The sequence below is a fragment of the Bacillus sp. USDA818B3_A genome (genome assembly GCF_009928415.1).
In the GTDB taxonomy this organism is placed as follows: domain Bacteria; phylum Bacillota; class Bacilli; order Bacillales; family Cytobacillaceae; genus Neobacillus.
This window is the reverse complement of the sequence record NZ_JAABNN010000003.1, coordinates 478,384-504,185: the sequence shown is the minus strand read 5'-3', so window position 1 is coordinate 504,185 and position 25,802 is coordinate 478,384. Positions and strand designations below refer to the sequence as shown.

Below are 25,802 nucleotides of genomic sequence, written 5' to 3'. Positions count from 1 at the left end.
TACTTGTCAAAAGGTCCAAGCTTCTTTACGATAAGATAGGAGTGAAATTAAAGGGAGCGCTGGATAAAATGGTATTAGAAATATGGAAGAAAATTAAAAAGAAGGAAATTGCTCCTATTTATTTATTATATGGAACGGAAGCTTTTTTAATCAATGAAACAAAGCAATTACTTCTCGACCATATTTTAGAAGAGGAAGAAAAGGACTTTAACTTTTCTGCTTATGATTTGGAGGAGACCTCCGTTGATTTGGCATTAGAGGATGCTGAGACTTTTCCTTTTTTAGGTGAGAAAAAAGTTGTCATTTTACATAACCCCGTGTTTTTAACAGCTGAAAAAACGAAGGAAAAGGTAGAGCACAATCTGGCAAAACTAGAACAATATCTCAAAGAACCAGCTCCATATACGGTGATGGTCATTTCAGCTCCGTATGAGAAATTAGACGAGCGTAAGAAAATTACAAAAGAACTCAAAAAGAATGCCGAACTAGTCGAAGCCAAAAAAATGTCGGAACATGATTTAAAAAAATGGGTAAAAGACCGGGCAAAAAACAATGGAATGGAAATGGAAGAAAATGCGATTGATCAATTGCTGGCTTTAGCTGGTACGAATATGTTTATGCTTGCAGGTGAGGTGGATAAATTATCTTTATATGCAGCGGAACAAAAGCGGATTGATCGTGAACTAGTTGAAAAATTAGTTGCCAGAACCCTGGAACAAAATATCTTTACCCTTATTGAAAAAGTAGTCCAAAGAAAATTGGATGAGGCCTTGCGGATTTATTATGACTTATTAAAACAGAATGAGGAACCGATTAAGATTTTGGCATTGCTTTCTGGCCAATTCCGCCTGATTTATCAAGTAAAGGAACTATCAAGACGGGGGTACGGACAGCAGCAAATTGCAGGCTTCCTAAAAATCCATCCCTTTCGGGTAAAGCTTGCTCTTGGGCAGGCCGGAGGATTTACTGATGAAGAGTTAGCCCACTTGATGGCACTCTTGGCGGATGCTGATTACCAGATGAAAACTGGCGGTATGAATAAATCATTACTGATTGAGATGCTATTGTTTCGCTTAAAAAGATAATAAAAAAGCTCCAGGGCCTTGGTAAGCTAGGCGCTGGAGATGGACAATAAAAAAACGATTCCGAGTCGGAATCGTTTTTTTTATACACTTTTAATTAAAGAGTGTTAGCTTTTTTCATTAGACGTGATTTTTTACGAGCAGCAGCGTTCTTGTGGATAAGACCTTTAGCAGCAGCCTTGTCTAATTTACTAGCAGCAGCAACTAATGCTTCTTTAGCAGCAGCAGCATCGTTAAGAGTAACAGCAGCTTCTACTTTTTTAACAGCCGTACGCATTGCGGATTTAGCAGTTGTATTTTGAGCATTACGAGCTTCAGTTGTTTTCACACGCTTAATAGCAGATTTAATGTTAGGCATTACATTCACCTCCTACAAAGAATCGAGACTTATATGAACTCGACTTTACATTCATCCATAATAATTCAGAACAAGAAGTATTTTATCAAACAGAAGACAAGATTGCAATACACAATTCTAGAGGAAGTTAATATAAAGTGCATGTTTTACAGGATAGAGGGAGAAAATAGGAAATAGTTTCTATTTAGGATTCTCTATTAGGAGTGAAATGGAATGAATGAGTCTATCGATTTAAGTAAGTATTCTGTCCGAACAGACTTAGCAATTGAAGCAAGGGAAATGGTACTCGCAGGCAAGTCTGTCGGAGAAGAAAAGAACCTATCAAACATTGAGGGCGTTATCATTAAAGAAAAAGAAGTGAATGATATAAAAATCTCTCTTGTTGAGGTTACGAACCAGGGTGCCGAGCAATTGGGCAAAAAAGCGGGCCGATACTTAACTTTAGAGGTACAAGGGATCAGACAGCAGGACTCAGAAGTACAGCAAAAGGTACAAGAAATATTTGCACGGGAGTTTGCTCATTTCTTAGCTGGATCTGGAATAAAAAAAACAGACTCTTGCTTGGTGGTAGGTTTAGGGAACTGGAATGTGACCCCAGATGCACTCGGACCAATGGTGTGTGAAAATCTTATGGTCACTCGTCATTTATTCCAGCTGCAGCCTGAGAATGTTGAGGAAGGCTATCGTTCTGTCAGTGCCTTATCGCCGGGTGTAATGGGGCTGACTGGCATTGAAACCAGTGACATTATTTTTGGTGTTGTTGAAAAAACAAAACCTGATTTTGTTATTGCCATTGATGCATTGGCATCACGTTCGATTGAGAGAGTAAATTCAACGATACAAGTTTCTGACACAGGGATCCACCCTGGATCAGGTGTAGGGAACAAAAGAAAGGAACTAAGTAAGGAGACACTTGGGATTCCCGTTATAGCCATTGGAGTTCCAACTGTTGTAGACGCTGTTTCAATTACAAGTGATACCATTGATTTTATTTTAAAACACTTTGGCAAAGAGCTAAGGGAAGGAAATCGCCCTTCTAGAGCTCTTGCACCAGCCGGCATGTCTTTCGGTGAAAAAAGAAAATTAACCGATGAGGACATGCCAGAGGAGCAGCATCGTAAAACCTTTCTGGGAATGATTGGCACTCTTCCTGAGGAGGAAAAAAGAAAACTAATCTACGAAGTCCTATCGCCATTAGGCCATAATTTAATGGTGACACCGAAAGAAGTAGATGTGTTCATTGAGGATATGGCCAATCTAATAGCCGGGGGATTAAATGCGTCACTGCACACGGCTATTGACCAAGAGAATGCTGGATTTAATACGAGATAATATTACTTCAGACGGGGTCTAGATAATATAAGACCCCGTCTTCTTCATGACGACTTTTAAATCATAGTTCTATCAATTCTAGTAGAGTCATAGTATTTACTAGAATCGTTTAAGCGGGGTGGAACTATGAAAAATGCTAGACCATCGGGTGCCTTTTTAATTGTCCAGGGGACAAGCATTCTGAAAATTTTTGCTGCACTTTCACTATTTATCATATTGATCTTCTCCATTAGTGGCCTCTTAACATCGTTGAAGCCGCAGTATAGATTAATGTCTGCTTCTGTTAATCAAGCCGCAACAAATGTTAACGGTGAATTACTCTATCAATTAATCGGCTGGGAAAATCATCATTTCTTAAAGGTGGATAATAGCTGGGAAACCACCCCAAAATTGACTAATTTGGTATTTAAGCTATCGAGCAATATTAATCTAAATGATCCACGAAGCCTTCTTGGCAGGGAACTTCCAGGTTTCTATCAGTTTGATGGGAAAATCCTTGTGGCTGGTGAAGGGACAAATTATACAAATATGCCAGTAGAATCCGCACCACCTATCGAAATAATGAAAGAGGAACGAGAAGCTGCTTTACAAAATTTGGAGGGGCTGGACAAGCCTGCAGATGAAAATTCCTCTAATACTCCTGGGCAAACGACCGGAAATAGAAAGGTTGTTTATGTTTACTTCTCGCATAATCGGGAATCCTATTTACCGTACTTAAAAGGAGTTACTGACCCGAATTTAGCCTATCACTCCCAAATAAACGTGACCAAGATTGGCGATCAATTAAAAACAAGCTTAGCCGACAGAGGAATTGGCAGCTTTATAGACAAGACAGACATTCAAGCAAATTTAAATAAAAAGGGCTGGAAATTTTGGAAATCCTACGATGAATCTCGTACCGTTGTCCAAACAGCTATGACTTCCAACCGCGATTTAAATTACTTTATTGATATCCATCGGGATTCCCAGCGGAAAAATAATACTACCGTCACCATTAATGGGAAAGCCTACGCAAAAGTAGCATTCATAATTGGAGGAAAGAATCCTAATTACGAAAAAAATGCAAAGTTTGCAACGGAACTCCATAAAAGGCTTCAGGAGAAATATAAGGGGCTAAGCAGAGGAGTTATCATTAAAAATGCGGCAGGTTCAAACAGTATTTATAATCAAAATCTATCTGAAAATGCCATATTGATTGAATTTGGCGGGGTGGATAATTCCTTCGATGAGCTAAACCGGTCAGCTGATGCCCTTGCGGATGTGTTTAGTGATTATTATTGGCAGGCAGAAAAAGTTAATCAGGAAACAGAGCAGCCTTCAAACAAACAATAGCAGGCAGGGAGCACTTTTATGAAACTATTTATGTTAAAAAGCTTATGTCTCGCCGCTTTACTGCTAATTGCCGTGTTAACAGGTATGCAATTAGCAAGTAATGGAATACAAAAAATGAAGGGGTATAACGATCCAAATCTTGAAGATGCCATAAGTATTCATGAAAAAGACAATCATGTTCAGGCCTCCATCCTTGGGAATGATATCTCAAGTCATGATATTGAAGCAAAAAAGAAGAAATTAGAGGAAATAAGTGCCTATAATTTCTTCTCCTCGATGGGCAGAAAAATGTCGGATGGAATCTCGGGAGCTTCTGAAAAATTAATTCATTTTATTGCTGAATAAGGAAAGACGGGGTCTATTGCCGTCTTTCCTTCTTTTATGGAGCCTTCTCCCAGACGCTGCAGATAAGCTTGACTGCATTCTGTATTGAATCTTAGTTTCCCTGCTGATATAATCAGAAATAGTGTACATGTGCGAGTATAGTAGGAGTGGAAGACCATGAACAGAGAAGAAAGACTCAAACGACAATCAAAAATTAGAAATTTTTCCATTATTGCCCATATTGACCATGGTAAATCAACGTTAGCTGACCGGATTTTAGAAAAGACGAATGCGCTATCCTCTCGTGAAATGAAAGATCAGCTGTTGGACTCAATGGATCTAGAAAGAGAACGTGGGATTACGATAAAGTTAAATGCTGTACAGTTAAATTACAAAGCAAAAGATGGCGAAGAATATACGTTTCATTTAATAGATACACCAGGGCACGTCGACTTTACTTATGAGGTTTCAAGAAGCCTTGCAGCCTGTGAAGGTGCTGTATTAGTCGTAGACGCTGCACAGGGAATTGAAGCACAAACACTAGCAAACGTATACTTAGCCCTCGATAATGACCTTGAGATTTTACCTGTTATTAATAAAATTGATCTGCCTAGTGCGGAACCAGAAAGAGTCCGCGGTGAAATTGAAGAAGTAATCGGCCTGGATGCATCTGAGGCTGTTCTTGCATCTGCCAAAGCAGGTATTGGAATAGAGGAAATCCTTGAGCAAGTGGTGGAAAAGGTTCCTGCTCCGGCAGGGGACCCAGAAGCCCCACTAAAAGCATTGATTTTTGACTCCTTATATGATGCCTACCGCGGAGTTGTTGCCTACATTCGAATCGTCGAAGGTACCGTCAAAGTCGGAGATAAAATTAAGATGATGGCTACGGGAGCAGAGTTTGAAGTAAACGAAGTCGGTGTTTTTACACCTAAAGCGGTTATGCGGGATGAACTGTCTGTGGGGGATGTTGGCTTCCTGACTGCATCGATTAAAAATGTCGGTGACACACGTGTTGGTGATACGATTACCAATGCCAAAAATGGTGCAACTGAACCGCTCCCAGGATACCGCAAATTAAATCCAATGGTTTATTGTGGACTTTACCCAATTGATACAGCCAGGTTTAATGATCTCCGTGAAGCCTTGGAAAAACTGCAGTTGAATGATTCGGCGCTTCAGTTTGAGCCAGAAACATCTCAAGCACTTGGATTTGGTTTCCGTTGTGGATTCCTCGGACTACTTCATATGGAAATTATTCAAGAACGGATTGAACGTGAATTTAAAATTGATTTAATTACAACGGCACCGAGTGTTATTTACCATGTTCACCTAACAGATGGTTCTCAACTAAATGTTGACAACCCATCTGATATGCCAGATCCGCAAAAAATCGACCGTGTCGAAGAGCCGTATGTTAAAGCGACGATGATGGCTCCGAATGACTATGTCGGTGCTATTATGGAGCTTTGCCAATTGAAGCGCGGAATTTTTATTGATATGCAATACCAAGGGGAAAATAGGGTCAGTATTGTTTATCAAATTCCACTAGCTGAAATCGTCTATGATTTCTTTGATCAACTGAAGTCTAGTACAAGAGGCTATGCATCATTCGATTACGAGTTAATTGGATATCAGCCTTCAAGTCTGGTTAAAATGGATATATTACTAAATGCAGAAAAAGTAGATGCTCTGAGTTTTATTGTCCATAAAGATTTTGCTTATGACCGCGGAAAGATCATTGTTGAGAAACTAAAAGAACTCATCCCAAGACAACAGTTCGAAGTACCAATTCAAGCGGCAATCGGTCAAAAAATTGTGGCTCGATCTACCATCAAAGCGATGCGAAAAAACGTATTAGCTAAATGTTACGGCGGCGATATCTCTCGTAAACGTAAATTGTTAGAGAAGCAAAAGGAAGGTAAGAAACGGATGAAACAAGTTGGATCCGTTGAAGTACCGCAAGAAGCGTTTATGGCAGTATTGAAAATGGACGAGAACAATACGAAAAAATAAAAACAGTGAGAGGTTAGGGAATGCCTGCTGAATCAGGTTCTCCTAGCCTCTTTTTGTTAGAAAGATAGAGGAAGACAAATGATTAATGCTGCATACCTCCATATCCCATTTTGTGAGCATATTTGCCACTATTGTGATTTTAATAAAGTGTTTTTAAAGGGACAGCCTGTTGACGATTATTTAGAGGCACTCGACCAGGAAATGAAAATGACTCTTTTGGAATTTCCAACCCAATCGTTAAAAACGATTTTTGTTGGAGGAGGTACCCCTACTTCCCTAAATGAGCAACAGCTTTATCGGTTTTGTGAAAGTATTTCTTTGAATTTGCCAAAAGCTGAAGAATATGAATTTACTTTTGAAGCAAATCCGGGTGATTTAAAAAGTGAGAAGTTACAAATATTAAAAGATGCTGGTGTAAACCGGATTAGTCTTGGGGTGCAGACCTTTAATGAAGATCTGCTAAAAAAAATCGGCCGTGTCCATAAAGCTAAGGATGTTTATCAGACGATAGAAAATGCCAAGAAAATAGGGTTTGAAAATATAAGTGTTGATTTGATATTTAGTTTGCCAACTCAAACAATAGAGGATTTTAAGGAATCACTAATCGAGGCATTTTCCCTGGATATTCCTCACTTTTCTGCTTATTCCCTCATTATCGAGCCGAAAACCGTTTTTTATAATTTATTAAAAAAGGGCAAGCTGCCTACCCCGGGTGAAGATGTGGAAGCAAGTATGTATGAAATGTTAATGGAACAAATGGAAAAACACGGATTTAACCAATACGAAATCAGTAATTTTTCAAGACCAGGGTTTGAAAGCAGACATAATTTAACCTATTGGAATAATGAATATTATTATGGTTTTGGGGCGGGGGCACATAGTTATTTAAATGGACGGAGACGCTCCAATTCAGGGCCATTAAAAAAATATATCGATCAAATTAACAATCATACTCTTCCAATCCTAGAAGACCATCAGGTGACAAAAGAGGAACAAATGGAAGAAGAAATGTTCCTTGGGCTCAGAAAAACTAAAGGTGTCTCGATTGCTCACTTTTTTGAAAAATTTGGTCAAGATCCACTTGTATTATTTGCAAATGAACTATCAGATCTAGTTGAAAAACAGTGGATTGAAATCAGTGACGGCAATATATATTTAACTAAAAAAGGACGCTTATTAGGCAATGAGGTTTTCCAGGCCTTTTTGGGGGTCATCTAAAGTTAAGGCAACATGCTTTACTTCCTTTTTGCGTTTCTTTTTGATTGACACCATCCCACTTTTTTTGATAATTTATTAATATAATTAGCACTCGTTAATGAGGAGTGCTAACAGAGGTGATGTACGTTGCTAACAGATCGTCAATTGTTGATTCTTCAGGTTATTGTTGATGATTTTATTCGATCTGCCCAACCAGTCGGCTCAAGAAGTTTGTCGAAAAAAGAGGAAATTTCCTTTAGTTCCGCTACCATTCGAAATGAAATGGCTGACCTTGAAGAGCTGGGGTATATCGAAAAGACACATACCTCCTCAGGGCGTGTGCCTTCTGAAAAGGGATATCGGTATTATGTGGATCATTTACTCTCACCTCAAGCATTAAATCACCAGGATGTCTCAATCATAAAGTCATTATTTGCTGAGAGAATATTTGAGTTTGAAACAATCATTCAAAGATCCGCGAAAATTCTATCAGAGCTTACTAATTACACTTCGATTGTTTTAGGGCCTGCAGTGAGTATTAATAAGTTAAAAAAAATACAAATTATCCCATTAAATAGGGAGACTGCAGTAGCAATTTTTGTAACGGATACAGGACATGTGGAAAACAGGACTTTTTCGTTACCTGAAATGATGGATGCAAGTGATATAGAAAAAACGGTAAATATCTTAAATGAACGTTTATCTGGTGTTCCGCTGGAAGAGTTAAATGATAAGATTTACAAAGAAGTAGCGATGCTCCTGCGGCAGCATATTCATAACTTTGATTTAATGCTCAAGTTGATTGCTGAATCATTTAAAATGCCGGTAACCGAAAAGCTTTTTTTCGGTGGGAAAACAAATATGTTAAGCCAGCCTGAATTTCATGATATTACAAAAATCCGCAGCTTGCTTACGATGATCGATCAGGAAGAATGGATTTATAATCTTATTCGAAACGAGTCAGCGGGTATTCATGTTAAGATTGGCAGAGAGAATAATATCAGCGCAATGGATAATTGCAGCTTAATTACTGCCTCTTATTCTGTAGGTGCTGAGAAATTAGGAACCATTGCTATATTAGGCCCTACAAGAATGGAATATTCGCGTGTCATAAGTCTGCTCCAATTCTTGAGCAAAGACTTGACCAATACATTAACAAGATTGTATCAAAGCAGGTAGTGCTGGTAATATTGGTAAGGGTGAAATGCCTTTTAGATTTCACCCTCTTTCCTTGTAATATATCAGTTCAAGTAAATAGGTAATGAATCCTTTAAGGGAGGTGAGTAAGTTGACGAATGAAAATAACAATACGATTAATGAAGAAGTAGAAATCGAAAGTACTGAACAAGTTGAACTTACTGAAGAAAATACAGGTGAAACTGTTGTTGGTGAAGAAACTTCACAAGAAGCAGCAGAAGTAAATCCTGTTGACAAATATTTGCAAGAAATCGAAGAACTAAAGAATAAGCTCGAGGAAGCAGATAATCGGTATTTAAGACTTCAAGCAGATTTTGATAATTTCCGCCGCCGTACTAGATTAGATCAAGAGGCGAGCGAAAAATATAGAGCTCAAAAATTGATTGCTGATTTACTTCCGGCATTAGACAACTTTGAAAGAGCATTGAAAGTAGAAGCCGATAATGAACAAACCAAGTCGTTGCTGCAAGGAATGGACATGGTTTACCGCGGTATGGCCGACGCATTAAAAAAAGAAGGCGTTGAACCAATAGAGGCTGTTGGTAAAGAATTTGATCCACACCTTCATCAGGCAGTAATGCAGGGAGAAGATGATAATTTTGGTTCAAACATTATTACTGATGAATTCCAAAAAGGTTATCTTTTAAAAGATCGGGTTATTCGCCCTTCAATGGTAAAAGTAAATCAATAATTCTACATATTTATTAGGAGGAAAAGGCAATGAGTAAAATAATTGGTATCGACCTTGGAACAACAAACTCTTGTGTATCCGTTCTTGAAGGCGGGGAACCAAAAGTAATTCCAAATCCAGAAGGAAACCGTACAACTCCTTCCGTAATTGCATTTAAAAATGGTGAGCGCCAGGTAGGGGAAGTGGCTAAGCGCCAAGCGATTACAAACCCAAATACAATTATCTCTATTAAGCGTCACATGGGTACAAATTACAAAGAAAATATCGAAGGCAAAGATTATACTCCACAAGAGTTGTCTGCCATCATTCTTCAATATTTAAAATCTTACGCTGAAGATTACTTAGGTGAGCCGGTAACAAAAGCAGTTATTACTGTGCCAGCTTACTTTAACGATGCAGAGCGTCAAGCAACAAAGGATGCAGGCAGAATCGCCGGCCTTGAAGTAGAACGTATTATAAACGAACCTACAGCCGCAGCACTTGCATATGGTTTGGACAAAACGGACCAAGACCAAACCATTCTTGTTTATGACCTTGGCGGCGGTACATTTGACGTGTCGATCCTTGAATTAGGTGATGGAGTATTTGAAGTTAAATCGACTGCAGGGGATAATCGTCTTGGCGGCGATGACTTTGACCAAGTCATTATCGATTACTTAGTGGAACAGTTCAAAAAAGAAAATGGTATTGACCTTTCTCAAGATAAAATGGCATTACAACGTTTGAAAGATGCGGCTGAAAAAGCGAAAAAGGATTTATCAGGTGTAACTACAACTCAAATTTCTTTACCATTTATCACTGCTGGTGCTGCTGGTCCTCTTCACTTAGAAGTATCAATGACAAGAGCAAAATTTGATGAAATTTCTGCAAACCTTGTTGAACGTACTATGGGACCAGTTCGTCAGGCATTAAGTGATGCTGGATTAACTCCTTCCCAAATCGATAAGGTCATCCTTGTTGGTGGTTCTACGCGAATTCCTGCTGTTCAAGAGGCAATCAAGAAGGCAACTGGACAAGAACCGCACCGCGGTGTAAACCCGGATGAAGTAGTAGCAATGGGAGCAGCCATCCAAGGCGGTGTAATCACTGGAGACGTTAAGGATGTTGTATTACTTGACGTAACACCATTATCTCTTGGTATTGAAACAATGGGTGGTGTGTTTACGAAGTTAATCGACCGTAACACGACGATCCCAACATCAAAATCACAAGTATTCTCAACTGCTGCTGACAATCAAACAGCTGTTGATATTCATGTATTACAAGGGGAACGTCCAATGGCAGCAAACAATAAGACTCTAGGACGCTTCCAATTATCTGATATTCCGCCAGCACCACGTGGAATTCCACAAATCGAAGTTACATTTGATATTGATAAAAACGGTATTGTTAACGTTCGTGCTAAAGACCTTGGCACAAATAAAGAACAGCAGATTACCATTAAGTCTTCAACTGGACTTTCAGATGAAGAAATTCAAAAAATGGTTCGAGAAGCAGAAGAAAATGCTGAAGCAGACAAGCAGCGAAAGGAAGAAGTGGAACTTCGCAATGAGGCTGACCAGCTAGTCTTCACAACTGAAAAAACGTTAAAAGACCTAGAAGGTAAGGTAGACGCAGCAGAGGTTGCAAAAGCAAACGAAGCAAAAGATGCCTTAAAACAAGCTATTGAGAAAAATGATTTAGATGAGATCCGTGCGAAAAAAGATGCATTACAAGAAATCGTTCAAGCGTTGACTGTTAAGCTATATGAGCAAGCAGCACAAGCGCAGCAAGGTGCTCAGGATCCGAACGCTGCAGGTCCTAAAGATGACAATGTAGTAGATGCTGAGTTCGAAGAAGTAAAAGACGACAAGTAAGACATCTAAAAAGTCTAAAGTAATTTTTATTCTTGTAAAAAAGTCAAAGTCAGAGTAACAGGCTTTGGCTTTTTTATTGCAATACCCTTTTAAAAGGTGTTAGAATAATCTTTATGTGACAGATTCGGGAGTGGTAATCATGAGTAAACGGGATTACTATGAAGTGCTGGGTGTTAGTAAAAGTGCTTCTAAGGATGAAATTAAAAAAGCCTATCGTAAACTATCTAAACAGTACCATCCGGATATTAATAAAGAGCCGGATGCAGCTGATAAATTCAAAGAGATTGCGGAAGCATATGAAGTCTTAAGTGATGATCAAAAGAAGGCCCATTATGACCAATTTGGACATACTGATCCTAACCAAGGTTACGGCGGCTTCGGTGGCAGTGATTTTGGCGGAGGCGGCTTCGGCGGCTTTGAAGATATCTTTAATACCTTCTTTGGAGGCGGAGGTGGCGGGTCGAGAAGACGTGATCCAAATGCTCCTAGACAAGGTGCGGATTTGCAATATACGATGACGGTGTCGTTTGAAGAAGCGGCATTTGGAAAAGAGACTGATATTGAAATTCCAAGAGAAGAGACCTGTGAAACCTGCCATGGCTCGGGCGCTAAGCCTGGAACTACACCAGAAACTTGTCAGCACTGTCATGGTACAGGCCAGTTAAATGTAGAGCAAAATACGCCATTTGGCAGAATTGTTAATCGTCGTACTTGTCATCATTGTAATGGCACAGGGAAAGAAATTAAGCATAAATGTTCAACCTGTGGCGGAAGAGGAAAAGTCCAAAAACGAAAAACAATCCATGTCAAGATACCTGCAGGAATTGATGATGGACAACAACTTCGTATGGCAGGCCAGGGGGAAGCCGGAATTAACGGCGGCCCGGCAGGTGATCTTTATGTAGTATTCCAGGTCCGTCAGCATGAGTTCTTTGAACGGGACGGCGATGATATCTATTGTGAGATGCCAATTACATTTGTTCAAGCTGCCTTGGGAGATGAAATTGAAGTTCCTGCTTTAAAAGGAAAGGTTAAGCTTAAAATCCCTGCCGGTACACAAACAGGTAAAAAATTCCGCTTAAAAGGGAAAGGTATTCCTAACGTACGCGGTTACGGTGTGGGGGATCAATATATAATCGTTCGAATTATTACCCCGACGAAACTATCGGATAAACAAAGGCATCTTCTTAAAGAATTTGCAGATATTAGTGGTTCTTCACCTATAGGTGAACACGAAGAAAGTTTCTTCTCAAAAGTAAAAAGAGCTTTTAAAAGCGAGTAAGGATGGAGTTGGTAGACATGAAGTGGTCAGAAATTAGTATCCACACAACAAACGAGGCGATCGAACCTATTTCTAATATATTGCATGAAGCCGGGGCGAGCGGTGTAGTCATAGAGGATCCATTTGATTTGACAAAGGAAAGGGAAGATCAATTCGGAGAAATCTACCAACTTAATCCTGACGATTATCCTGAAGAGGGCGTTATTATTAAAGCCTATTTGCCAGTTAACAGTTTTCTTGGGGAAACTGTTGAGGCAATCAAAGAATCAATTAACAATCTTATTCTGCATGATATCGATTTAGGTCTAAACAAAGTAACCATTAGTGAAGTAAATGAAGAAGAATGGGCCACCGCTTGGAAAAAGTATTATAATCCAGTGAAAATATCTGAAAGATTCACGATTGTACCGACATGGGAGATTTATGAACCTGTCAGCAGTGATGAATTGATCATCGAATTGGATCCAGGCATGGCCTTTGGCACCGGTACACATCCAACAACAGTTATGTGTATCCAAGCATTAGAAAAGACCGTGTGTCCTCTTGACCGGGTAATAGATGTTGGAACAGGGTCAGGAGTCCTTAGTATTGCGGCTGCTATGCTGGGAGCAGAAGATGTTAGGGCTTATGATTTGGATGAAGTTGCGGTTACATCAGCTAAGTTAAATATTAAGCTTAACAAGGTAAATGATCGCGTTGTCGTCGCTCAAAACAATCTATTAGACGGTGTTGAGGAGAATTCCGCTGATGTGATTGTTGCCAACATACTAGCAGAAGTGATTTTACGATTCACTGATGATGTTGCCCGTGTGGTGAAACCGGGAGGCTCTTTTATAGCTTCTGGAATTATCCAGCCTAAAAAAGATGTCGTCAAAGATGCTTTAATTGCTTCCGGTTTTGAAATTATTGAAACGATTTTAATGGAAGATTGGGTTGCGATTATTGCAAAAAGGAAATAATGATTGAAAAAGGGGTGGATATAAAACCCCTTTTTATTTTCTTTATGTCCTTAACGTAGTAAAATAAAGAGTAATTTGTTTTTAGAGAGGTGCAATGTATGCAACGCTACTTTGTTCAACAAAAAGTAATGGATGATCACTTTTTTATTGATGAAGAGGACCGTCATCATATTATAAAGGTTATGAGGATGGAAATCGGTGATCAAATCATATGTGTGGATCCAGACGGTAAACAAGCGGTTTGCAGTCTTTCAGAAATTACCAATTCAAGTGTCGTTGCAGACGTTGTACAATGGATGGATGAGAGTCCCGAGCTTCCTATTTCAATTACCATTGCAAGTGGCTTACCAAAAGGGGATAAGCTGGAGTGGATCATTCAAAAAGGTACGGAACTAGGTGCTCATCAATTCCTGCCCTTTTCTGCTGCCCGTTCCGTTGTAAAATGGGATGCTAAAAAAGCGGCAAAGAAAATAGATCGTTGGGAGAAGATTGCTAAAGAAGCAGCTGAGCAATCCCATCGGACTATTTTACCAACCATTATTCATCCTATGACCTTTAAAGATTTGCTTGAAAAAAGCAAAGACTTCGACTATAAATTAGCAGCATACGAAGAGGCAAGCAGGCATAGTGAGACATCGGTCCTTTCTTCTACGTTAAATAATATGGCAAAAGGAAAGTCTCTCCTTTTAGTCTTTGGGCCTGAAGGCGGTTTAGCCGAGGAAGAAGTTCGGCAATTAAAGGAATATGGGTTTGATCTTTGCGGATTGGGACCGCGAATCTTAAGGACGGAAACCGCACCTTTATACACACTTGCGGCTATTTCCTATCATTTTGAACTATTGAGGTGAGATTTAAAGTGGCAACAGTTGCGTTTCATACATTAGGATGTAAGGTTAACCATTATGAAACAGAGGCCATATGGCAATTGTTTAAACAAGAAGGATATGAACGGGTCGATTTTGAATCGATTTCCGATGTATATATTATTAATACATGTACGGTAACAAATACTGGTGATAAAAAAAGCCGTCAAGTAATCCGCCGAGCGGTTCGTAAGAATCCAGATGCAGTTATTTGTGTTACCGGCTGTTATGCGCAAACTTCTCCGGCAGAAATAATGGCGATTCCTGGTGTCGATATTGTCGTAGGAACCCAGGACCGCGTGAAGATGCTGGATTATATTGAACAATTTAAAAAAGAACGTCAGCCTATTAACGGTGTTGGAAATATTATGAAAAACCGGTTTTATGAAGAGCTTGATGTTCCAGCTTTTACAGATAGAACACGTGCTTCTTTGAAAATTCAAGAGGGCTGTAATAATTTTTGTACTTTTTGTATCATTCCTTGGGCACGCGGGCTGATGCGGTCCCGTGATCCTAAAGAAGTTATTCACCAAGCACAGCAGCTTGTGAATGCGGGTTACAGAGAAATCGTCTTAACGGGGATTCATACAGGCGGTTACGGTGAAGATATGAAAGATTATAACCTTGCTGCGCTTCTACGTGATTTAGAGGCTGGTGTAAATGGCCTTGAAAGGTTACGGATTTCCTCGATTGAGGCAAGTCAAATTACGGATGAAGTAATTGAAGTGATTAAACATTCCAATATGATTGTTCGTCATCTTCATATACCTCTACAATCTGGATCAAATACTGTCCTAAAGCGTATGCGCCGTAAATACACAATGGAATTCTTTGCAGAACGTCTCGAACGGCTTAAGGAAGTCCTTCCAGGTCTTGCAGTGACTTCCGATGTGATTGTTGGCTTCCCTGGAGAAACAGAGGAAGAGTTTATGGAGACTTATAATTTTATTAATGAACATAAATTCTCGGAGCTTCATGTGTTCCCATATTCTAAACGAACCGGTACTCCTGCTGCCCGTATGGAAGACCAGGTCGATGAGGAAATTAAAAATGAGCGTGTTCACCGGTTAATTTCCCTTTCAGATCAACTTGCAAAAGAGTACGCGTCCCTTTTTGAAGGTGAAGTATTAGAGGTGATCCCGGAAGAGGAATATAAGGAAAAAGCAAATACAGGACTGTATGCAGGCTATACTGATAACTACTTGAAAGTGGTATTCCCAGCAACCGAAGATATGGTTGGCAAAATTGTTAAAGTGAAGATTACAAAGGCCGGTTATCCATATAATGAGGGGCAATTTGTTAAGGTTGTAGAGAACTCAGCATCATTAAAAGAAGACGTTTTTTCTAGAGAAGAAGCTGCTATATAATAAATGAAAAAAGGACCTCATTGGTCCTTTTTTTCATGAGTATAAACATAGGAATCTACCAAAGCTTATTGAATCGTATTTTTAGGCGCCCTGTCGTGTAAAAACAGAATCATTTCGCCGAATTTCGTTGCAAATGGCAAGATGAGTAATGAGGTAGCAACATTGAAAATGACACTGATATGTGCGAGTTGAACGTCCGTTTGATTGGCTAAGATTCCGGCATATTCCGTCAAAAGTGGGATAAGCGGGATAAAAAGTAAGACTCCAAAAACGTTAAGCCAAACATGGGCAAAGGCGGCTAAACGTGATTCTTTTCCTCCTCCGATCGATGCAATTACCGCGGTAATACAAGTACCAATGTTCGCTCCGAGGACAATTGCAATTCCGGCGTCAAGCTGAAGCAGACCCGCTGTTAAGAATCCCATGGCAATCCCAGTCATCGCTGTACTTGACTGAATAATGGAGGTTATAATGGTACCTGTCAGCAGACTTAATAAGATATTGTCATTAATGGATAAAATAAACTTATTGATTACGGGCAAAGCTGTTAGCGGCTGTGCTGTTAACTCAAAGCCTTTCATTGCTGTAAATACGGAAGCAATTCCAAAAAGCAGCATACCGATGCTTCGTGCCTTTTTATTTTTAAATAAAATAAGTACTGCCCCACTAACAGCTAAGGGAACAAGGATACGATCTATATCAAAAGTAATTAATTCTGTTTTGAAGGTGGTCCCTATGTTAGTTCCAAGAATAATCCCGATCGACTGTGGAAAGGTCATAATTCTCGCTGAAATTAGCCCGATGGTTATAACCATGACTGCGGAGCTGCTCTGCAGGAGGGCAGTAATAAATGTTCCGGTTAACATTCCTTTTAACGGAGTTCGTGTTAGTTTAATTAACCATGTTTTTAATTTGTTGGCTGATAAATTAAATAACCCAAACCTAATAATCGTCATTCCAAAGATAAATAATAGAATACATAGGACAAATAATAGAATGTACAGCATAACTATTGGCCTCCCTCTCTTCAATTGTATGGTGGAAATTCGAGGGACATGCCATTTTTTTAGACAAGCTTTAAGATTACGTGTGAAATTAAGTTGACCTTGTTTCAAGGTTATATTATAATTGCAAGGTACATGGATTGAATGTAAGTGTGTTGTGTTTCGGAGGGAGGGAAAGAGAATGTCTAAAACCGTCGTTCGTAAAAACGAATCGCTTGAAGATGCTCTTCGTCGCTTCAAACGTACAGTATCAAAAACTGGTACTTTGCAAGAGGCAAGAAAGCGCGAATTTTATGAAAAACCAAGTGTAAAACGTAAGAAAAAGTCTGAAGCTGCAAGAAAACGTAAGTTTTAAGAGAGGGTGTAATACATGAGTCTTCTCGAGCGTTTAAACAATGATATGAAACAAGCGATGAAAAACAAGGAAAAAGACAAACTCTCAGTTATTCGGATGGTGAAAGCTTCACTTCAAAATGAAGCGATCAAGCTCGGTACACAAGAGCTTTCCGAAGATGCAGAGTTAACAGTCCTTTCTCGCGAAGTAAAACAACGCAAAGACTCCCTCCATGAATTTGATAAGGCTGGTCGTCAAGACCTAGTTGATAAATTGCGTACAGAGCTTGAGATTCTTGAACTGTATTTACCGAAACAGCTTTCTGAAGAGGAGCTGTCAGAGATTGTCAAAGAAACGATCACTGAAGTCGGCGCAACATCAAAAGCGGAAATGGGAAAAGTGATGGCTGCTATTATGCCTAAAGTTAAAGGTAAAGCAGACGGTTCGCTCGTAAATAAATTTGTACAACAACACCTTTCATAAGTATTCTGACATAAAGACTGCAGGTTTTCATACCTGCAGTCTTTTTACATATAATGATAAATCTGAAACTTTTTAATGGCTAAGGACGTATAACATATAGTCAGAAAGAACTGAATAGAAAGGGGGGCCTTGTATGATTGAATTTTTAACAAACCCTGTTATTGTAACTATCCTATTAACTATTGCCGGAGTAGGAATCGTTTTAGAACTTTTTACTGCCAAATTAGGTATTGCAGGTTTAATAGGGATATTTGCGCTAATTTTATTCTTTTATGCTCACTTTCAAGCAGGTTTAGCAGGATTTGGAACATTACTTCTATTTGTTTCCGGCATTCTGCTTATTTTTTTAGAATTTTTCTTACCTGGGGCGATAGCAGGTACACTAGGATTCGCAGCTTTAATATTAAGTCTATTTTTAGCAGGCCAAGATGCCTTGCAAATGGGAGTTTCCATTTTAATTGCCATTGCTGTCTCAATTTTTATATTCTTTTTGATGATTAAGACTTTCGGAAAAAAACTTGTTTTATTTAATAGGATGGTATTAACCGAGGTGGCTAGAAAAGAGGATGGATATGTTTCAAATATTAATCGAACGGATCTTCTTGGGGTGGAAGGCCATACTCTCACCATCCTGCGGCCGGCAGGGACTATTGTTTTAAACAATGAACGCGTGGATGCTGTTTCGGAAGGCGGCTTTATCGATAAAAATGTCAAAGTGAGAGTTATCAAGGTTGAAGGGGCCCGAATTGTCGTCAGAGAAGTATAAAAAATGAAGGAGGAGATTGAATATGGATTTTGTATCAGGAGGAACTATCTTTATTATTGCAGTTGTTATCATTGCCCTTATTCTTTTAGGAATATTACTGTCATTTGTACCAGTCATGCTGTGGATCTCCGCACTGGCTGCAGGAGTCAGGATCAGCATTTTTACATTAGTTGGTATGAGACTTAGACGAGTAACCCCAAGCAGAGTCGTAAATCCACTTATAAAAGCCCATAAAGCCGGTTTGACTGTCACAACCAATCAGCTTGAGAGTCACTATCTTGCGGGAGGCAATGTCGACCGGGTGGTCAATGCGTTAATCGCAGCGCACCGCGCTAATATTGAATTATCTTTTGAACGATGTGCGGCCATTGACCTGGCAGGACGTGATGTATTAGAGGCCGTACAAATGAGTGTAAATCCTAAGGTAATTGAAACGCCGTTTATTGCTGGTGTGGCTATGAATGGGATAGAAGTGAAAGCGAAAGCAAGAATTACCGTACGGGCCAATATAGAACGTCTTGTTGGTGGTGCTGGAGAAGAAACAGTTGTAGCCCGAGTGGGAGAAGGCGTTGTATCTACTATTGGTTCGTCGGATAGTCACAGCAAAGTTCTTGAAAATCCAGATCTAATTTCGCAAACTGTTTTGTCAAAGGGACTCGACGCTGGTACAGCTTTTGAGATTCTTTCGATAGATATCGCTGATGTTGACATCGGTAAAAATATCGGGGCGGAATTGCAGACAGAACAGGCGGAAGCAGATAAGAAAATTGCTCAGGCAAAAGCAGAAGAACGCCGGGCAATGGCAGTTGCTCAAGAACAGGAAATGAAAGCAAAAGTACAGGAAATGAGAGCTAAAGTAGTGGAAGCAGAAGCGGAAGTACCACTTGCAATGGCAGAAGCGCTTAAATCAGGGAATATCGGTGTAATGGACTATATGAATTTTAAGAATATTTCTGCTGATACTGATATGAGGGGCTCAATTGGAAAAATGACGGGTGACAAAAAGAATGATCAATAATCCCCATGTTGCCAAAAAAGGAGGGAGACAGGTTTGGAAACGATATTAATCATGATTGTCGTTGGAGTCTTCTCAATGATTTTTGGAAAAACAAAAAGCAGCCAAGGACAATCTAGAAGAATACCCTTTGGCAATCGTCTGGGGGACATTCAAACCATGCTAAAAGAAATGATTGATATTCCGAAAGATACAATGGCAATACGGTCAGAAAAGAAGCAGGGGCCGCTGCAAAGTAACCAAGGTAAGCTTGAAAAAGAATACCTGCAGGTCAGACAAGAGTCAGAGGCTGGCAGGATGGGGATGGCATTGGCACGGACCCAAGCAGCAAATGGAGGACCGATAGAAAATCAAGAAGAAATAAAATACCCTATAAAAGAAGGTCCAGATTCGGGTGCAATAATAAATGGGATAATCTGGTCAGAGATACTAGCTGAACCCCGTTCAAAGAATCCGTATATTGTGAAAAAACGCTCGAGTTGATTTGAAACGAGTAGAAAAAGAAGTGCTAGAACCCCCTTTCATCTCATAAATATGAGATGAAAGGGGGTTCTTTTTTATGGCAAAAAAATGGGGCCAGCGTGTTCGAAATTGGATGGCTAATAATATGGATCTTCCTCAAGATGTCATGATGGATCTTCCTCGAATTACGATGATTGGTCAAATCCATATTTATGTGGAAAATCACCGCGGCCTGCTGTCTTTTACTGATAAAGAACTCCGTTTGTTGTTAAAACAAGGCCATCTACTAGTTAAAGGAAAGGGATTTGTCATTAAGACGATCCTGCCTGAGGAAATTTTACTGGAAGGAAAAATAGATCAAGTCATTTATATAAATGAAAATGCGGGAGGCACAAAATGAAGAACCAGTGGATTGAATTTATATATGGCAGGGTTACAGTCAGGGTAACAGGTAAAGGTCTTGAACGGTTTTTAAATGTTTTAACAAGAAACGGGTTACATATATGGAGTGTCAAGCGTCATGGGACAGAGACAATTACCTTTAAAATGCGGGTTCAGGACGCTATGGAAATTAGAAAGTTTGCAAGAAAAAGCGGCTGTAAAATCTCTTTTTTACATCGCAGCGGGGTCCCATTTTTACTAAAAAGGTTATGGAAAAACAGCGGCTTTATGTTGGGAGCCGCCGCCTTTTTATTTCTAATTATGATTCTTTCTAATATGGTTTGGGGGATTGAAATTAAAGGGGCAAAACCAGCAACAGAGTATCAAATACGAAAAGAATTGGACAAGATGGGTGTTAAAATCGGCAAGATACAATTCTTTGTTGATAATGTTGAAGGGATCCAAAGAAAATTAACTAATAATATTGGGGCATTAACATGGGTTGGCGTGGAGCTTAACGGGACAACCTACCACTTGCAAGTAGTGGAAAAGAATGAACCAAAAAAAACTGAACAATTGTCACCGCAAAATTTAATCGCTAAAAAGAAGGCGATTATCGTAAAAATGTTTGTAGAGAACGGACAAAAGGTTGTTGATATTAATGATCATGTCGAAAAAGGCCAATTACTTGTTTCGGGTGCATATGGTCAAGAAGAAAACCCTGAAATTACGGCAGCTAAAGGGAAAGTTTGGGGGGAAACCTGGTATAAAAGCCATGTTGAACTTCCATTAGTCACTAAATTTAACGTGTACAATGGCAAGGAAGTGCAAAAACATTCCCTGCTTTTTGGCGGGTTAGAGGTGCCTATTTGGGGATTTGGTAAACCTGAATTTAAGCACTTTGAGACAGAGAAAAATGAGCATAGAATAAAATTTTTGAAATGGGAGCTGCCCATTTCTTATATAAATAAAACCATCCGTGAACGAGAGCTGTATCAACGGACCTATTCAACGAGTGAGGCGGAAAAAATGGCGCTGGAACTTGCGAAAAAACAAATAAAAAGTAACTTAAATGAAGATGCTATGATAAAAGATGAAAAAGTTTTACACAAGGCAATGGAAAATGGTAAAGTTATACTAGATATCCATTTTAAGATAATTGAAAACATTGCAGTCGGACAACCGATTTCCAAGGAGATTCCTCATGACCGAAAAACTAACAACAATTAATGTGCAGCTAGAAAATCCAGCAGAAGCAATTACCTTGCTGGGGAATTCTGATCAAAACCTAAAAATTATCGAAGAAGAGCTTAATGTGTCAATCATTACAAGGGGTGAATCTGTCAGCTTATCAGGTGATGAAGAACATGTCATCATGGCTGGCGAAATATTAGACAGATTGATCTTTGTGATTCGAAAGGGCATAAATATAAGCCAGCGGGATGTTCTATATGCCGTTCAAATGGCACAAAAAGGCACGCTTGATTATTTTGTGAATCTATACGAAGAAGAAATCGGAAAGAATATAAAGGGTAAGTCGATTCGAATTAAGACGCTGGGGCAAAGGCAATATGTAACAGCCATTAAGAAAAATGATCTTGTGTTCGGGATTGGACCGGCCGGAACAGGAAAAACCTATCTTGCTGTAGTCATGGCCGTTAACGCTTTAAAAACAGGACAAGTCAATAGAATAATTTTAACGAGACCGGCAGTGGAAGCCGGCGAAAGTCTTGGTTTTTTGCCAGGAGATTTAAAAGAAAAAGTGGACCCATACTTACGGCCATTATACGATGCTCTGAACGATGTTCTAGGCGCTGAACATACTCAAAGATTAATTGAACGCGGGACAATCGAAATTGCTCCTCTTGCCTATATGAGGGGCCGTACATTGGATGATGCATTTGTTATCTTGGATGAGGCTCAAAATACCACTCAGGCCCAAATGAAAATGTTTCTGACGAGACTAGGGTTTGGTTCAAAAATGGTTATTACAGGAGACCAAACACAAATTGATTTACCAAAAGGTGCAAAATCAGGACTAATTGCTGCAGGAGACATTTTGCAAAATGTAAAAGGGATTTCGTTTATCTTTTTAGAACAAAGTGATGTGGTTCGTCATCCTCTCGTCGGCAGAATCATCGAGGCTTACGAAAAGCAGGGTAATCAACAGTAAATAAATGAGGGGTAAACCTTATTGGTTTATCCCTTTTTCCATATTTACGTAAAATCTCGTTTTAGAGCGTGAAACTTCACGTGAAAACTGATATGATTTTACATAAAGCGCATTTAGAGCCGTAATATGTTATTCTTTTGAATAGTACTTTGATGGATGGACCGTGTTTGGGGGGATAATAGTTGGATAAACTACAGCAGAACTTCATACGGATACGTAAATTACTTGACATAACTTTTTTCCGAATTATATTTTTTATTTTGTTAGGAATCGTTATGATTGGGACGATGTACAATCATGTAAAACCTGAGAAACTTGACGTCAATCTGTTTTCAGTCGCAGGAAACACGATACGATCCCCCGCAACATTCGAGGATAAGGAAAGTACTGAAAATAAGCGGAAAGATGCCATTAACCAAGTGCAGCCTGTATATGCATTGAAAAATGAATATACCCAAAATCGGGTGGATTTAATAACATCTATCTTTCAAGCAACGATAAAGGTCAATAATGAAATAGAAAAAGAGTTAAAAAAACAGGAAGAAGAAGCTTCAGAGGATACGGATACCACTATAGAAGAACCTAGTGATTCTGAAAAAATGGCACAACTCAAGGCAAAATTAACACCAAGTGTTTTAAAAGAGCTTTCTAGTCAAGTTTTTACAGCTTTGATTCATGCCGATAATGACGAATTAGCTATTGCAAAAGATTTAACTGTTACGGCGATCAATAATGTGATGACCAAGAGAATTTCCGCCGATGAAGTAGAAAATGCTAAAAAGAGGGTGGAAGAAGAATTAAAATATACTACTTTAAATGAAGATCTAAAATTAGCTGCCATTGAGCTGGGAAGGTATGCTGTAATCCAGAATGAGTTTTATGATCCAAATGCAACCGAGGAACTTAGACAGCAGGCGGCAGAAAGTGTCGAACCAGTAAAAATTCTTCAGGGCCAAATTATTGCTGAAGAAGGGGAATTAATCAATCAGGATATTTACCGGCAATTAAAACTGGTCGGACTCATAAATAATAAGCATTCCTATAAACCGTTTATTGGACTAACTGTATTAGTTAGCATCATTCTTTCAGCGATCTATTACTACTTTTATCAAATGACCATACTTGAAAAGCGGCAAACCTCGCTTCTTTTGTTTGGGATCATTTTCATACTTTCCATTTTTATTATGAAAATTATAAGTATGCTCCAAGTATTCAATTTTGAGGGAATCGGCTATCTATTTCCCGCAGCAATGGGCGGTATGTTAATTAAAATACTCATTGATGAAAAATTAGCCATATTTATGTCCATCTTAATGTCCGTTTGCGGGAGTATCCTTTTTAATGAAGGGATTACGGGGACACTGAATTTCTCAGTCGCTATTTACATTCTTTTTAGCAGCGTGGCAGCCATATTGTTCTTGAATAGTCAAAATCGCCGATTAAAAATCTTACAAGGTGGTTCATTGGCAGCCATTGTCAATGTCTTAACGATTGGTGCATTAATGATGCTTCCTAATGGACAGTATTCAGGTGTTGAATACGGTTATTATTTGATTTCAGCCCTTGTTTCAGGGATCAGCTCAGCTGTTTTGACAGTTGGATTACTCCCTTTCTTTGAAGCAAGCTTTGGTATACTCTCAACTATTAGACTTATTGAACTATCAAACCCGAACCATCCACTTCTTAGAAAAATTTTAATGGAGGCTCCGGGAACCTACCATCATAGTATTATGGTTGCTAATTTAGCGGAATCCGCCTGTGAAGCAATAGGTGCAAATGGACTGTTGGCTAGAGTCGGCAGTTACTATCATGATATTGGAAAAACTAAAAGACCGAACTTCTTTATTGAAAATCAAATGCATCATGACAATCCTCATGACAGATTACCGCCTGAAAAAAGTGCTCCTATTATCATCGCTCACGTTGTAGATGGAGCAGCGATTTTAAAAAAATATCACATGCCGAAAGAAATTATTGACATTGCTGAGCAGCATCATGGGACAACCTTGCTAAAATTCTTTTATCATAAGGCACTTCAGAGCGAGCCGGAGATTAAAGAAGAGGATTTTCGATATCCTGGCCCTAAAGCACAAACAAAGGAATCAGCCATTGTAGGCATTGCCGACAGTGTAGAAGCGGCAGTCCGCTCCTTATCACAGCCTACACCTGAATTGATTGAGTCTTTAGTCAAGAAAATAGTGGCGGAGCGTCTTGAAGATGGACAATTAAATGAATGTGATCTTACTATGAAAGAAATAGAAACTGTCTCCCACACATTGTGTGAAACATTGAAGGGAATATTCCATTCTAGGATCGAGTATCCAGAATTAACAAAAACAAAGCAGGTGAAACAAGCATGACATTACTGATTGATAGTGTCGATGAAACAAATGAATTAACAGAGCAGCAAATGCTCGAAATAGAAAGAATAATTAATTTTGCTGCAAGAAATCAGCAGATTGAAGAACATAGCGAGGTTTCTATAACCTTTGTTTCCAATGAGAGAATCCAGGAAATTAATCGAGAGTATCGTGATAAGGATATGCCGACTGATGTCATTTCTTTTGCGATGGAAGAGCTTGGCGAAGGCGAGGTTGAACTTACCGGAATTGACATGCCTCGTGTTTTAGGCGATATTATTATCTCCATCCCCAGAACCAAAGAGCAGGCAGAGGAGTACGGTCATTCATTTGAGCGGGAGCTTGGCTTTTTAGCTGTACATGGGTTCCTTCATCTCTTAGGTTATGACCATATGACAGAAGAAGATGAAAAGGAAATGTTTACATTGCAAAAGGAAATTTTAAATGAATATGGACTCACACGATAAATATAAGCCCATTTCATTAATAAGCTCTTTTTCAGTTGCCGTCATTGGTATTATGACTGCGATTAAAAATGAAAGAAATATGCGCTTTCATCTCATAACTGCCCTGATTGTATTGGTTGTGTCCATCTATTTTTCTATTACCAAAATGGAATGGCTGTTCATTCTTCTTGCAATTGGAGGAATGTTTGCCTTGGAATTAATCAATACGGCCATTGAAAGGGTAGTTGACTTAGTAACAAAAGAGTATCATCCTCTTGCAAAGCAGGCAAAAGATATTGCGGCAGGTGCTGTATTCATATATGCAATACTGTCAGTAATTATCGGGATGGTGATTTTTTTGCCATATATACTCAAAAGATTCTAAAATAAAAAGAATTTAATTGATTTGAAAACCAGTTTCGATTTCGGTAAAATAACTAAAATAATTTGTTTTTAACAAACAAGTTACATTATGAGAAAATTCTAATTTTTTAAAATTTTTTATTACTTTTTCATTGCAAGTAA

At 39.1% G+C, this 25,802-nt stretch carries 26 protein-coding genes; 24 read left to right on the top strand and 2 right to left on the bottom strand.

All coding sequences use genetic code 11. The features are described from left to right. The first annotated feature begins 68 nt into the window (after positions 1-68). A complete protein-coding gene (gene holA, locus GXK58_RS08850; RefSeq protein ID WP_160721801.1) occupies positions 69-1,085 on the top strand; it encodes a DNA polymerase III subunit delta in 1,017 nt (338 codons plus the stop codon). A 94-nt stretch (positions 1,086-1,179) separates the two neighbouring features. Here holA and rpsT read toward each other — a convergent pair whose 3' ends face one another. After that, positions 1,180-1,440, bottom strand: a complete 261-nt coding sequence (gene rpsT / locus GXK58_RS08845; RefSeq protein WP_160721800.1) for a 30S ribosomal protein S20 — start codon at positions 1,438-1,440, stop codon at positions 1,180-1,182. A 213-nt stretch (positions 1,441-1,653) separates the two neighbouring features. Between rpsT and gpr the strand changes: the two genes are divergently transcribed. The 12 genes from gpr to mtaB all read left to right on the top strand — a co-directional run bounded on the left by gpr (position 1,654) and on the right by mtaB (position 15,853). Then, complete coding sequence (gpr, locus tag GXK58_RS08840) at positions 1,654-2,772, top strand: GPR endopeptidase (protein ID WP_160721798.1); 1,119 nt, start codon at positions 1,654-1,656, stop codon at positions 2,770-2,772. 126 nt (positions 2,773-2,898) lie between these two features. After that, complete coding sequence (gene spoIIP, locus GXK58_RS08835; protein WP_160721797.1) at positions 2,899-4,104, top strand: stage II sporulation protein P; 1,206 nt, start codon at positions 2,899-2,901, stop codon at positions 4,102-4,104. An 18-nt stretch (positions 4,105-4,122) separates the two neighbouring features. After that, positions 4,123-4,449, top strand: a complete 327-nt coding sequence (locus GXK58_RS08830; RefSeq protein WP_160721795.1) for a DUF3679 domain-containing protein — start codon at positions 4,123-4,125, stop codon at positions 4,447-4,449. 156 nt (positions 4,450-4,605) lie between these two features. Beyond that, a complete protein-coding gene (gene lepA / locus GXK58_RS08825; RefSeq protein ID WP_160721794.1) occupies positions 4,606-6,441 on the top strand; it encodes a translation elongation factor 4 in 1,836 nt (611 codons plus the stop codon). 78 nt (positions 6,442-6,519) lie between these two features. Next, positions 6,520-7,659, top strand: coding sequence for a radical SAM family heme chaperone HemW (gene hemW / locus GXK58_RS08820; RefSeq protein WP_160721793.1), 1,140 nt, complete (start codon positions 6,520-6,522; stop codon positions 7,657-7,659). Positions 7,660-7,785: 126 nt separating this feature from the next. Further along, complete coding sequence (hrcA, locus tag GXK58_RS08815) at positions 7,786-8,817, top strand: heat-inducible transcriptional repressor HrcA (RefSeq protein ID WP_160721791.1); 1,032 nt, start codon at positions 7,786-7,788, stop codon at positions 8,815-8,817. 109 nt (positions 8,818-8,926) lie between these two features. After that, positions 8,927-9,526: a nucleotide exchange factor GrpE gene (grpE, locus tag GXK58_RS08810; RefSeq protein ID WP_237389605.1), complete on the top strand. Its 600-nt coding sequence runs from the start codon at positions 8,927-8,929 to the stop codon at positions 9,524-9,526. A 29-nt stretch (positions 9,527-9,555) separates the two neighbouring features. Continuing rightward, on the top strand, positions 9,556-11,382 hold the full coding sequence (gene dnaK / locus GXK58_RS08805; protein ID WP_160721788.1) for a molecular chaperone DnaK: 1,827 nt from the start codon (positions 9,556-9,558) through the stop codon (positions 11,380-11,382). Positions 11,383-11,521: 139 nt separating this feature from the next. Beyond that, positions 11,522-12,664, top strand: a complete 1,143-nt coding sequence (gene dnaJ, locus GXK58_RS08800) for a molecular chaperone DnaJ (protein ID WP_160721787.1) — start codon at positions 11,522-11,524, stop codon at positions 12,662-12,664. Between the two features lie 17 nt (positions 12,665-12,681). Next, positions 12,682-13,623, top strand: coding sequence for a 50S ribosomal protein L11 methyltransferase (gene prmA / locus GXK58_RS08795; RefSeq protein ID WP_160721786.1), 942 nt, complete (start codon positions 12,682-12,684; stop codon positions 13,621-13,623). 98 nt (positions 13,624-13,721) lie between these two features. Further along, entirely contained in the window at positions 13,722-14,471 is a 750-nt protein-coding gene (locus GXK58_RS08790; protein WP_160721784.1) for a 16S rRNA (uracil(1498)-N(3))-methyltransferase, read from the top strand. A gap of 8 nt (positions 14,472-14,479) precedes the next feature. Beyond that, complete coding sequence (gene mtaB, locus GXK58_RS08785) at positions 14,480-15,853, top strand: tRNA (N(6)-L-threonylcarbamoyladenosine(37)-C(2))-methylthiotransferase MtaB (RefSeq protein WP_160721783.1); 1,374 nt, start codon at positions 14,480-14,482, stop codon at positions 15,851-15,853. 65 nt (positions 15,854-15,918) lie between these two features. Here the strand turns inward: mtaB and GXK58_RS08780 are convergent, their stop codons facing one another. After that, positions 15,919-16,860, bottom strand: coding sequence for a Na/Pi symporter (locus GXK58_RS08780; RefSeq protein ID WP_160721781.1), 942 nt, complete (start codon positions 16,858-16,860; stop codon positions 15,919-15,921). Positions 16,861-17,038: 178 nt separating this feature from the next. Here GXK58_RS08780 and rpsU point away from each other — a divergent pair, with 178 nt between their 5' ends. The 11 genes from rpsU (at position 17,039) to GXK58_RS08725 (ending at position 25,662) form a co-directional block, all read left to right on the top strand. Beyond that, positions 17,039-17,212 (top strand): 30S ribosomal protein S21, encoded by a 174-nt coding sequence (rpsU, locus tag GXK58_RS08775; RefSeq protein WP_007087607.1) that lies wholly within the window; start codon positions 17,039-17,041, stop codon positions 17,210-17,212. A 15-nt stretch (positions 17,213-17,227) separates the two neighbouring features. Next, positions 17,228-17,674, top strand: a complete 447-nt coding sequence (locus tag GXK58_RS08770; protein ID WP_160721780.1) for a GatB/YqeY domain-containing protein — start codon at positions 17,228-17,230, stop codon at positions 17,672-17,674. 133 nt (positions 17,675-17,807) lie between these two features. Continuing rightward, positions 17,808-18,440 (top strand): NfeD family protein, encoded by a 633-nt coding sequence (locus GXK58_RS08765; RefSeq protein ID WP_160721779.1) that lies wholly within the window; start codon positions 17,808-17,810, stop codon positions 18,438-18,440. A gap of 22 nt (positions 18,441-18,462) precedes the next feature. Continuing rightward, a complete protein-coding gene (gene floA, locus GXK58_RS08760; protein WP_160721777.1) occupies positions 18,463-19,458 on the top strand; it encodes a flotillin-like protein FloA in 996 nt (331 codons plus the stop codon). Between the two features lie 33 nt (positions 19,459-19,491). Then, positions 19,492-19,938: a hypothetical protein gene (locus tag GXK58_RS08755; protein ID WP_160721775.1), complete on the top strand. Its 447-nt coding sequence runs from the start codon at positions 19,492-19,494 to the stop codon at positions 19,936-19,938. Between the two features lie 76 nt (positions 19,939-20,014). Continuing rightward, on the top strand, positions 20,015-20,317 hold the full coding sequence (yqfC, locus tag GXK58_RS08750) for a sporulation protein YqfC (protein WP_160721773.1): 303 nt from the start codon (positions 20,015-20,017) through the stop codon (positions 20,315-20,317). Next, positions 20,314-21,528, top strand: a complete 1,215-nt coding sequence (gene yqfD, locus GXK58_RS08745) for a sporulation protein YqfD (RefSeq protein WP_160721771.1) — start codon at positions 20,314-20,316, stop codon at positions 21,526-21,528. Before yqfC ends, yqfD begins: the two co-directional genes overlap by 4 nt. Continuing rightward, positions 21,503-22,471, top strand: coding sequence for a PhoH family protein (locus GXK58_RS08740; protein WP_160721769.1), 969 nt, complete (start codon positions 21,503-21,505; stop codon positions 22,469-22,471). The genes yqfD and GXK58_RS08740 overlap by 26 nt, the downstream gene beginning before the upstream one ends. Positions 22,472-22,653: 182 nt before the next feature. After that, positions 22,654-24,831, top strand: coding sequence for an HD family phosphohydrolase (locus GXK58_RS08735; RefSeq protein ID WP_160721767.1), 2,178 nt, complete (start codon positions 22,654-22,656; stop codon positions 24,829-24,831). Beyond that, on the top strand, positions 24,828-25,298 hold the full coding sequence (gene ybeY / locus GXK58_RS08730; protein WP_160721765.1) for an rRNA maturation RNase YbeY: 471 nt from the start codon (positions 24,828-24,830) through the stop codon (positions 25,296-25,298). The genes GXK58_RS08735 and ybeY overlap by 4 nt, the downstream gene beginning before the upstream one ends. Next, positions 25,276-25,662, top strand: coding sequence for a diacylglycerol kinase family protein (locus GXK58_RS08725; RefSeq protein WP_160721763.1), 387 nt, complete (start codon positions 25,276-25,278; stop codon positions 25,660-25,662). Before ybeY ends, GXK58_RS08725 begins: the two co-directional genes overlap by 23 nt. Positions 25,663-25,802: the final 140 nt, after the last annotated feature.

Excerpts from the sequence above, each read along its gene's own strand:
- holA (WP_160721801.1), top strand. The coding sequence starts at position 69 with ATGGTATTAGAAATATGGAAGAAAATTAAAAAGAAGGAAATTGCTCCT.
- rpsT (WP_160721800.1), bottom strand. The coding sequence starts at position 1,440 with ATGCCTAACATTAAATCTGCTATTAAGCGTGTGAAAACAACTGAAGCT.
- gpr (WP_160721798.1), top strand. The coding sequence starts at position 1,654 with ATGAATGAGTCTATCGATTTAAGTAAGTATTCTGTCCGAACAGACTTA.
- spoIIP (WP_160721797.1), top strand. The coding sequence starts at position 2,899 with ATGAAAAATGCTAGACCATCGGGTGCCTTTTTAATTGTCCAGGGGACA.
- GXK58_RS08830 (WP_160721795.1), top strand. The coding sequence starts at position 4,123 with ATGAAACTATTTATGTTAAAAAGCTTATGTCTCGCCGCTTTACTGCTA.
- lepA (WP_160721794.1), top strand. The coding sequence starts at position 4,606 with ATGAACAGAGAAGAAAGACTCAAACGACAATCAAAAATTAGAAATTTT.
- hemW (WP_160721793.1), top strand. The coding sequence starts at position 6,520 with ATGATTAATGCTGCATACCTCCATATCCCATTTTGTGAGCATATTTGC.
- dnaK (WP_160721788.1), top strand. The coding sequence starts at position 9,556 with ATGAGTAAAATAATTGGTATCGACCTTGGAACAACAAACTCTTGTGTA.
- dnaJ (WP_160721787.1), top strand. The coding sequence starts at position 11,522 with ATGAGTAAACGGGATTACTATGAAGTGCTGGGTGTTAGTAAAAGTGCT.
- prmA (WP_160721786.1), top strand. The coding sequence starts at position 12,682 with ATGAAGTGGTCAGAAATTAGTATCCACACAACAAACGAGGCGATCGAA.
- GXK58_RS08790 (WP_160721784.1), top strand. The coding sequence starts at position 13,722 with ATGCAACGCTACTTTGTTCAACAAAAAGTAATGGATGATCACTTTTTT.
- GXK58_RS08780 (WP_160721781.1), bottom strand. The coding sequence starts at position 16,860 with ATGCTGTACATTCTATTATTTGTCCTATGTATTCTATTATTTATCTTT.
- rpsU (WP_007087607.1), top strand. The coding sequence starts at position 17,039 with ATGTCTAAAACCGTCGTTCGTAAAAACGAATCGCTTGAAGATGCTCTT.
- GXK58_RS08770 (WP_160721780.1), top strand. The coding sequence starts at position 17,228 with ATGAGTCTTCTCGAGCGTTTAAACAATGATATGAAACAAGCGATGAAA.
- GXK58_RS08765 (WP_160721779.1), top strand. The coding sequence starts at position 17,808 with ATGATTGAATTTTTAACAAACCCTGTTATTGTAACTATCCTATTAACT.
- floA (WP_160721777.1), top strand. The coding sequence starts at position 18,463 with ATGGATTTTGTATCAGGAGGAACTATCTTTATTATTGCAGTTGTTATC.
- yqfC (WP_160721773.1), top strand. The coding sequence starts at position 20,015 with ATGGCAAAAAAATGGGGCCAGCGTGTTCGAAATTGGATGGCTAATAAT.
- yqfD (WP_160721771.1), top strand. The coding sequence starts at position 20,314 with ATGAAGAACCAGTGGATTGAATTTATATATGGCAGGGTTACAGTCAGG.
- GXK58_RS08740 (WP_160721769.1), top strand. The coding sequence starts at position 21,503 with ATGACCGAAAAACTAACAACAATTAATGTGCAGCTAGAAAATCCAGCA.
- ybeY (WP_160721765.1), top strand. The coding sequence starts at position 24,828 with ATGACATTACTGATTGATAGTGTCGATGAAACAAATGAATTAACAGAG.
- GXK58_RS08725 (WP_160721763.1), top strand. The coding sequence starts at position 25,276 with ATGAATATGGACTCACACGATAAATATAAGCCCATTTCATTAATAAGC.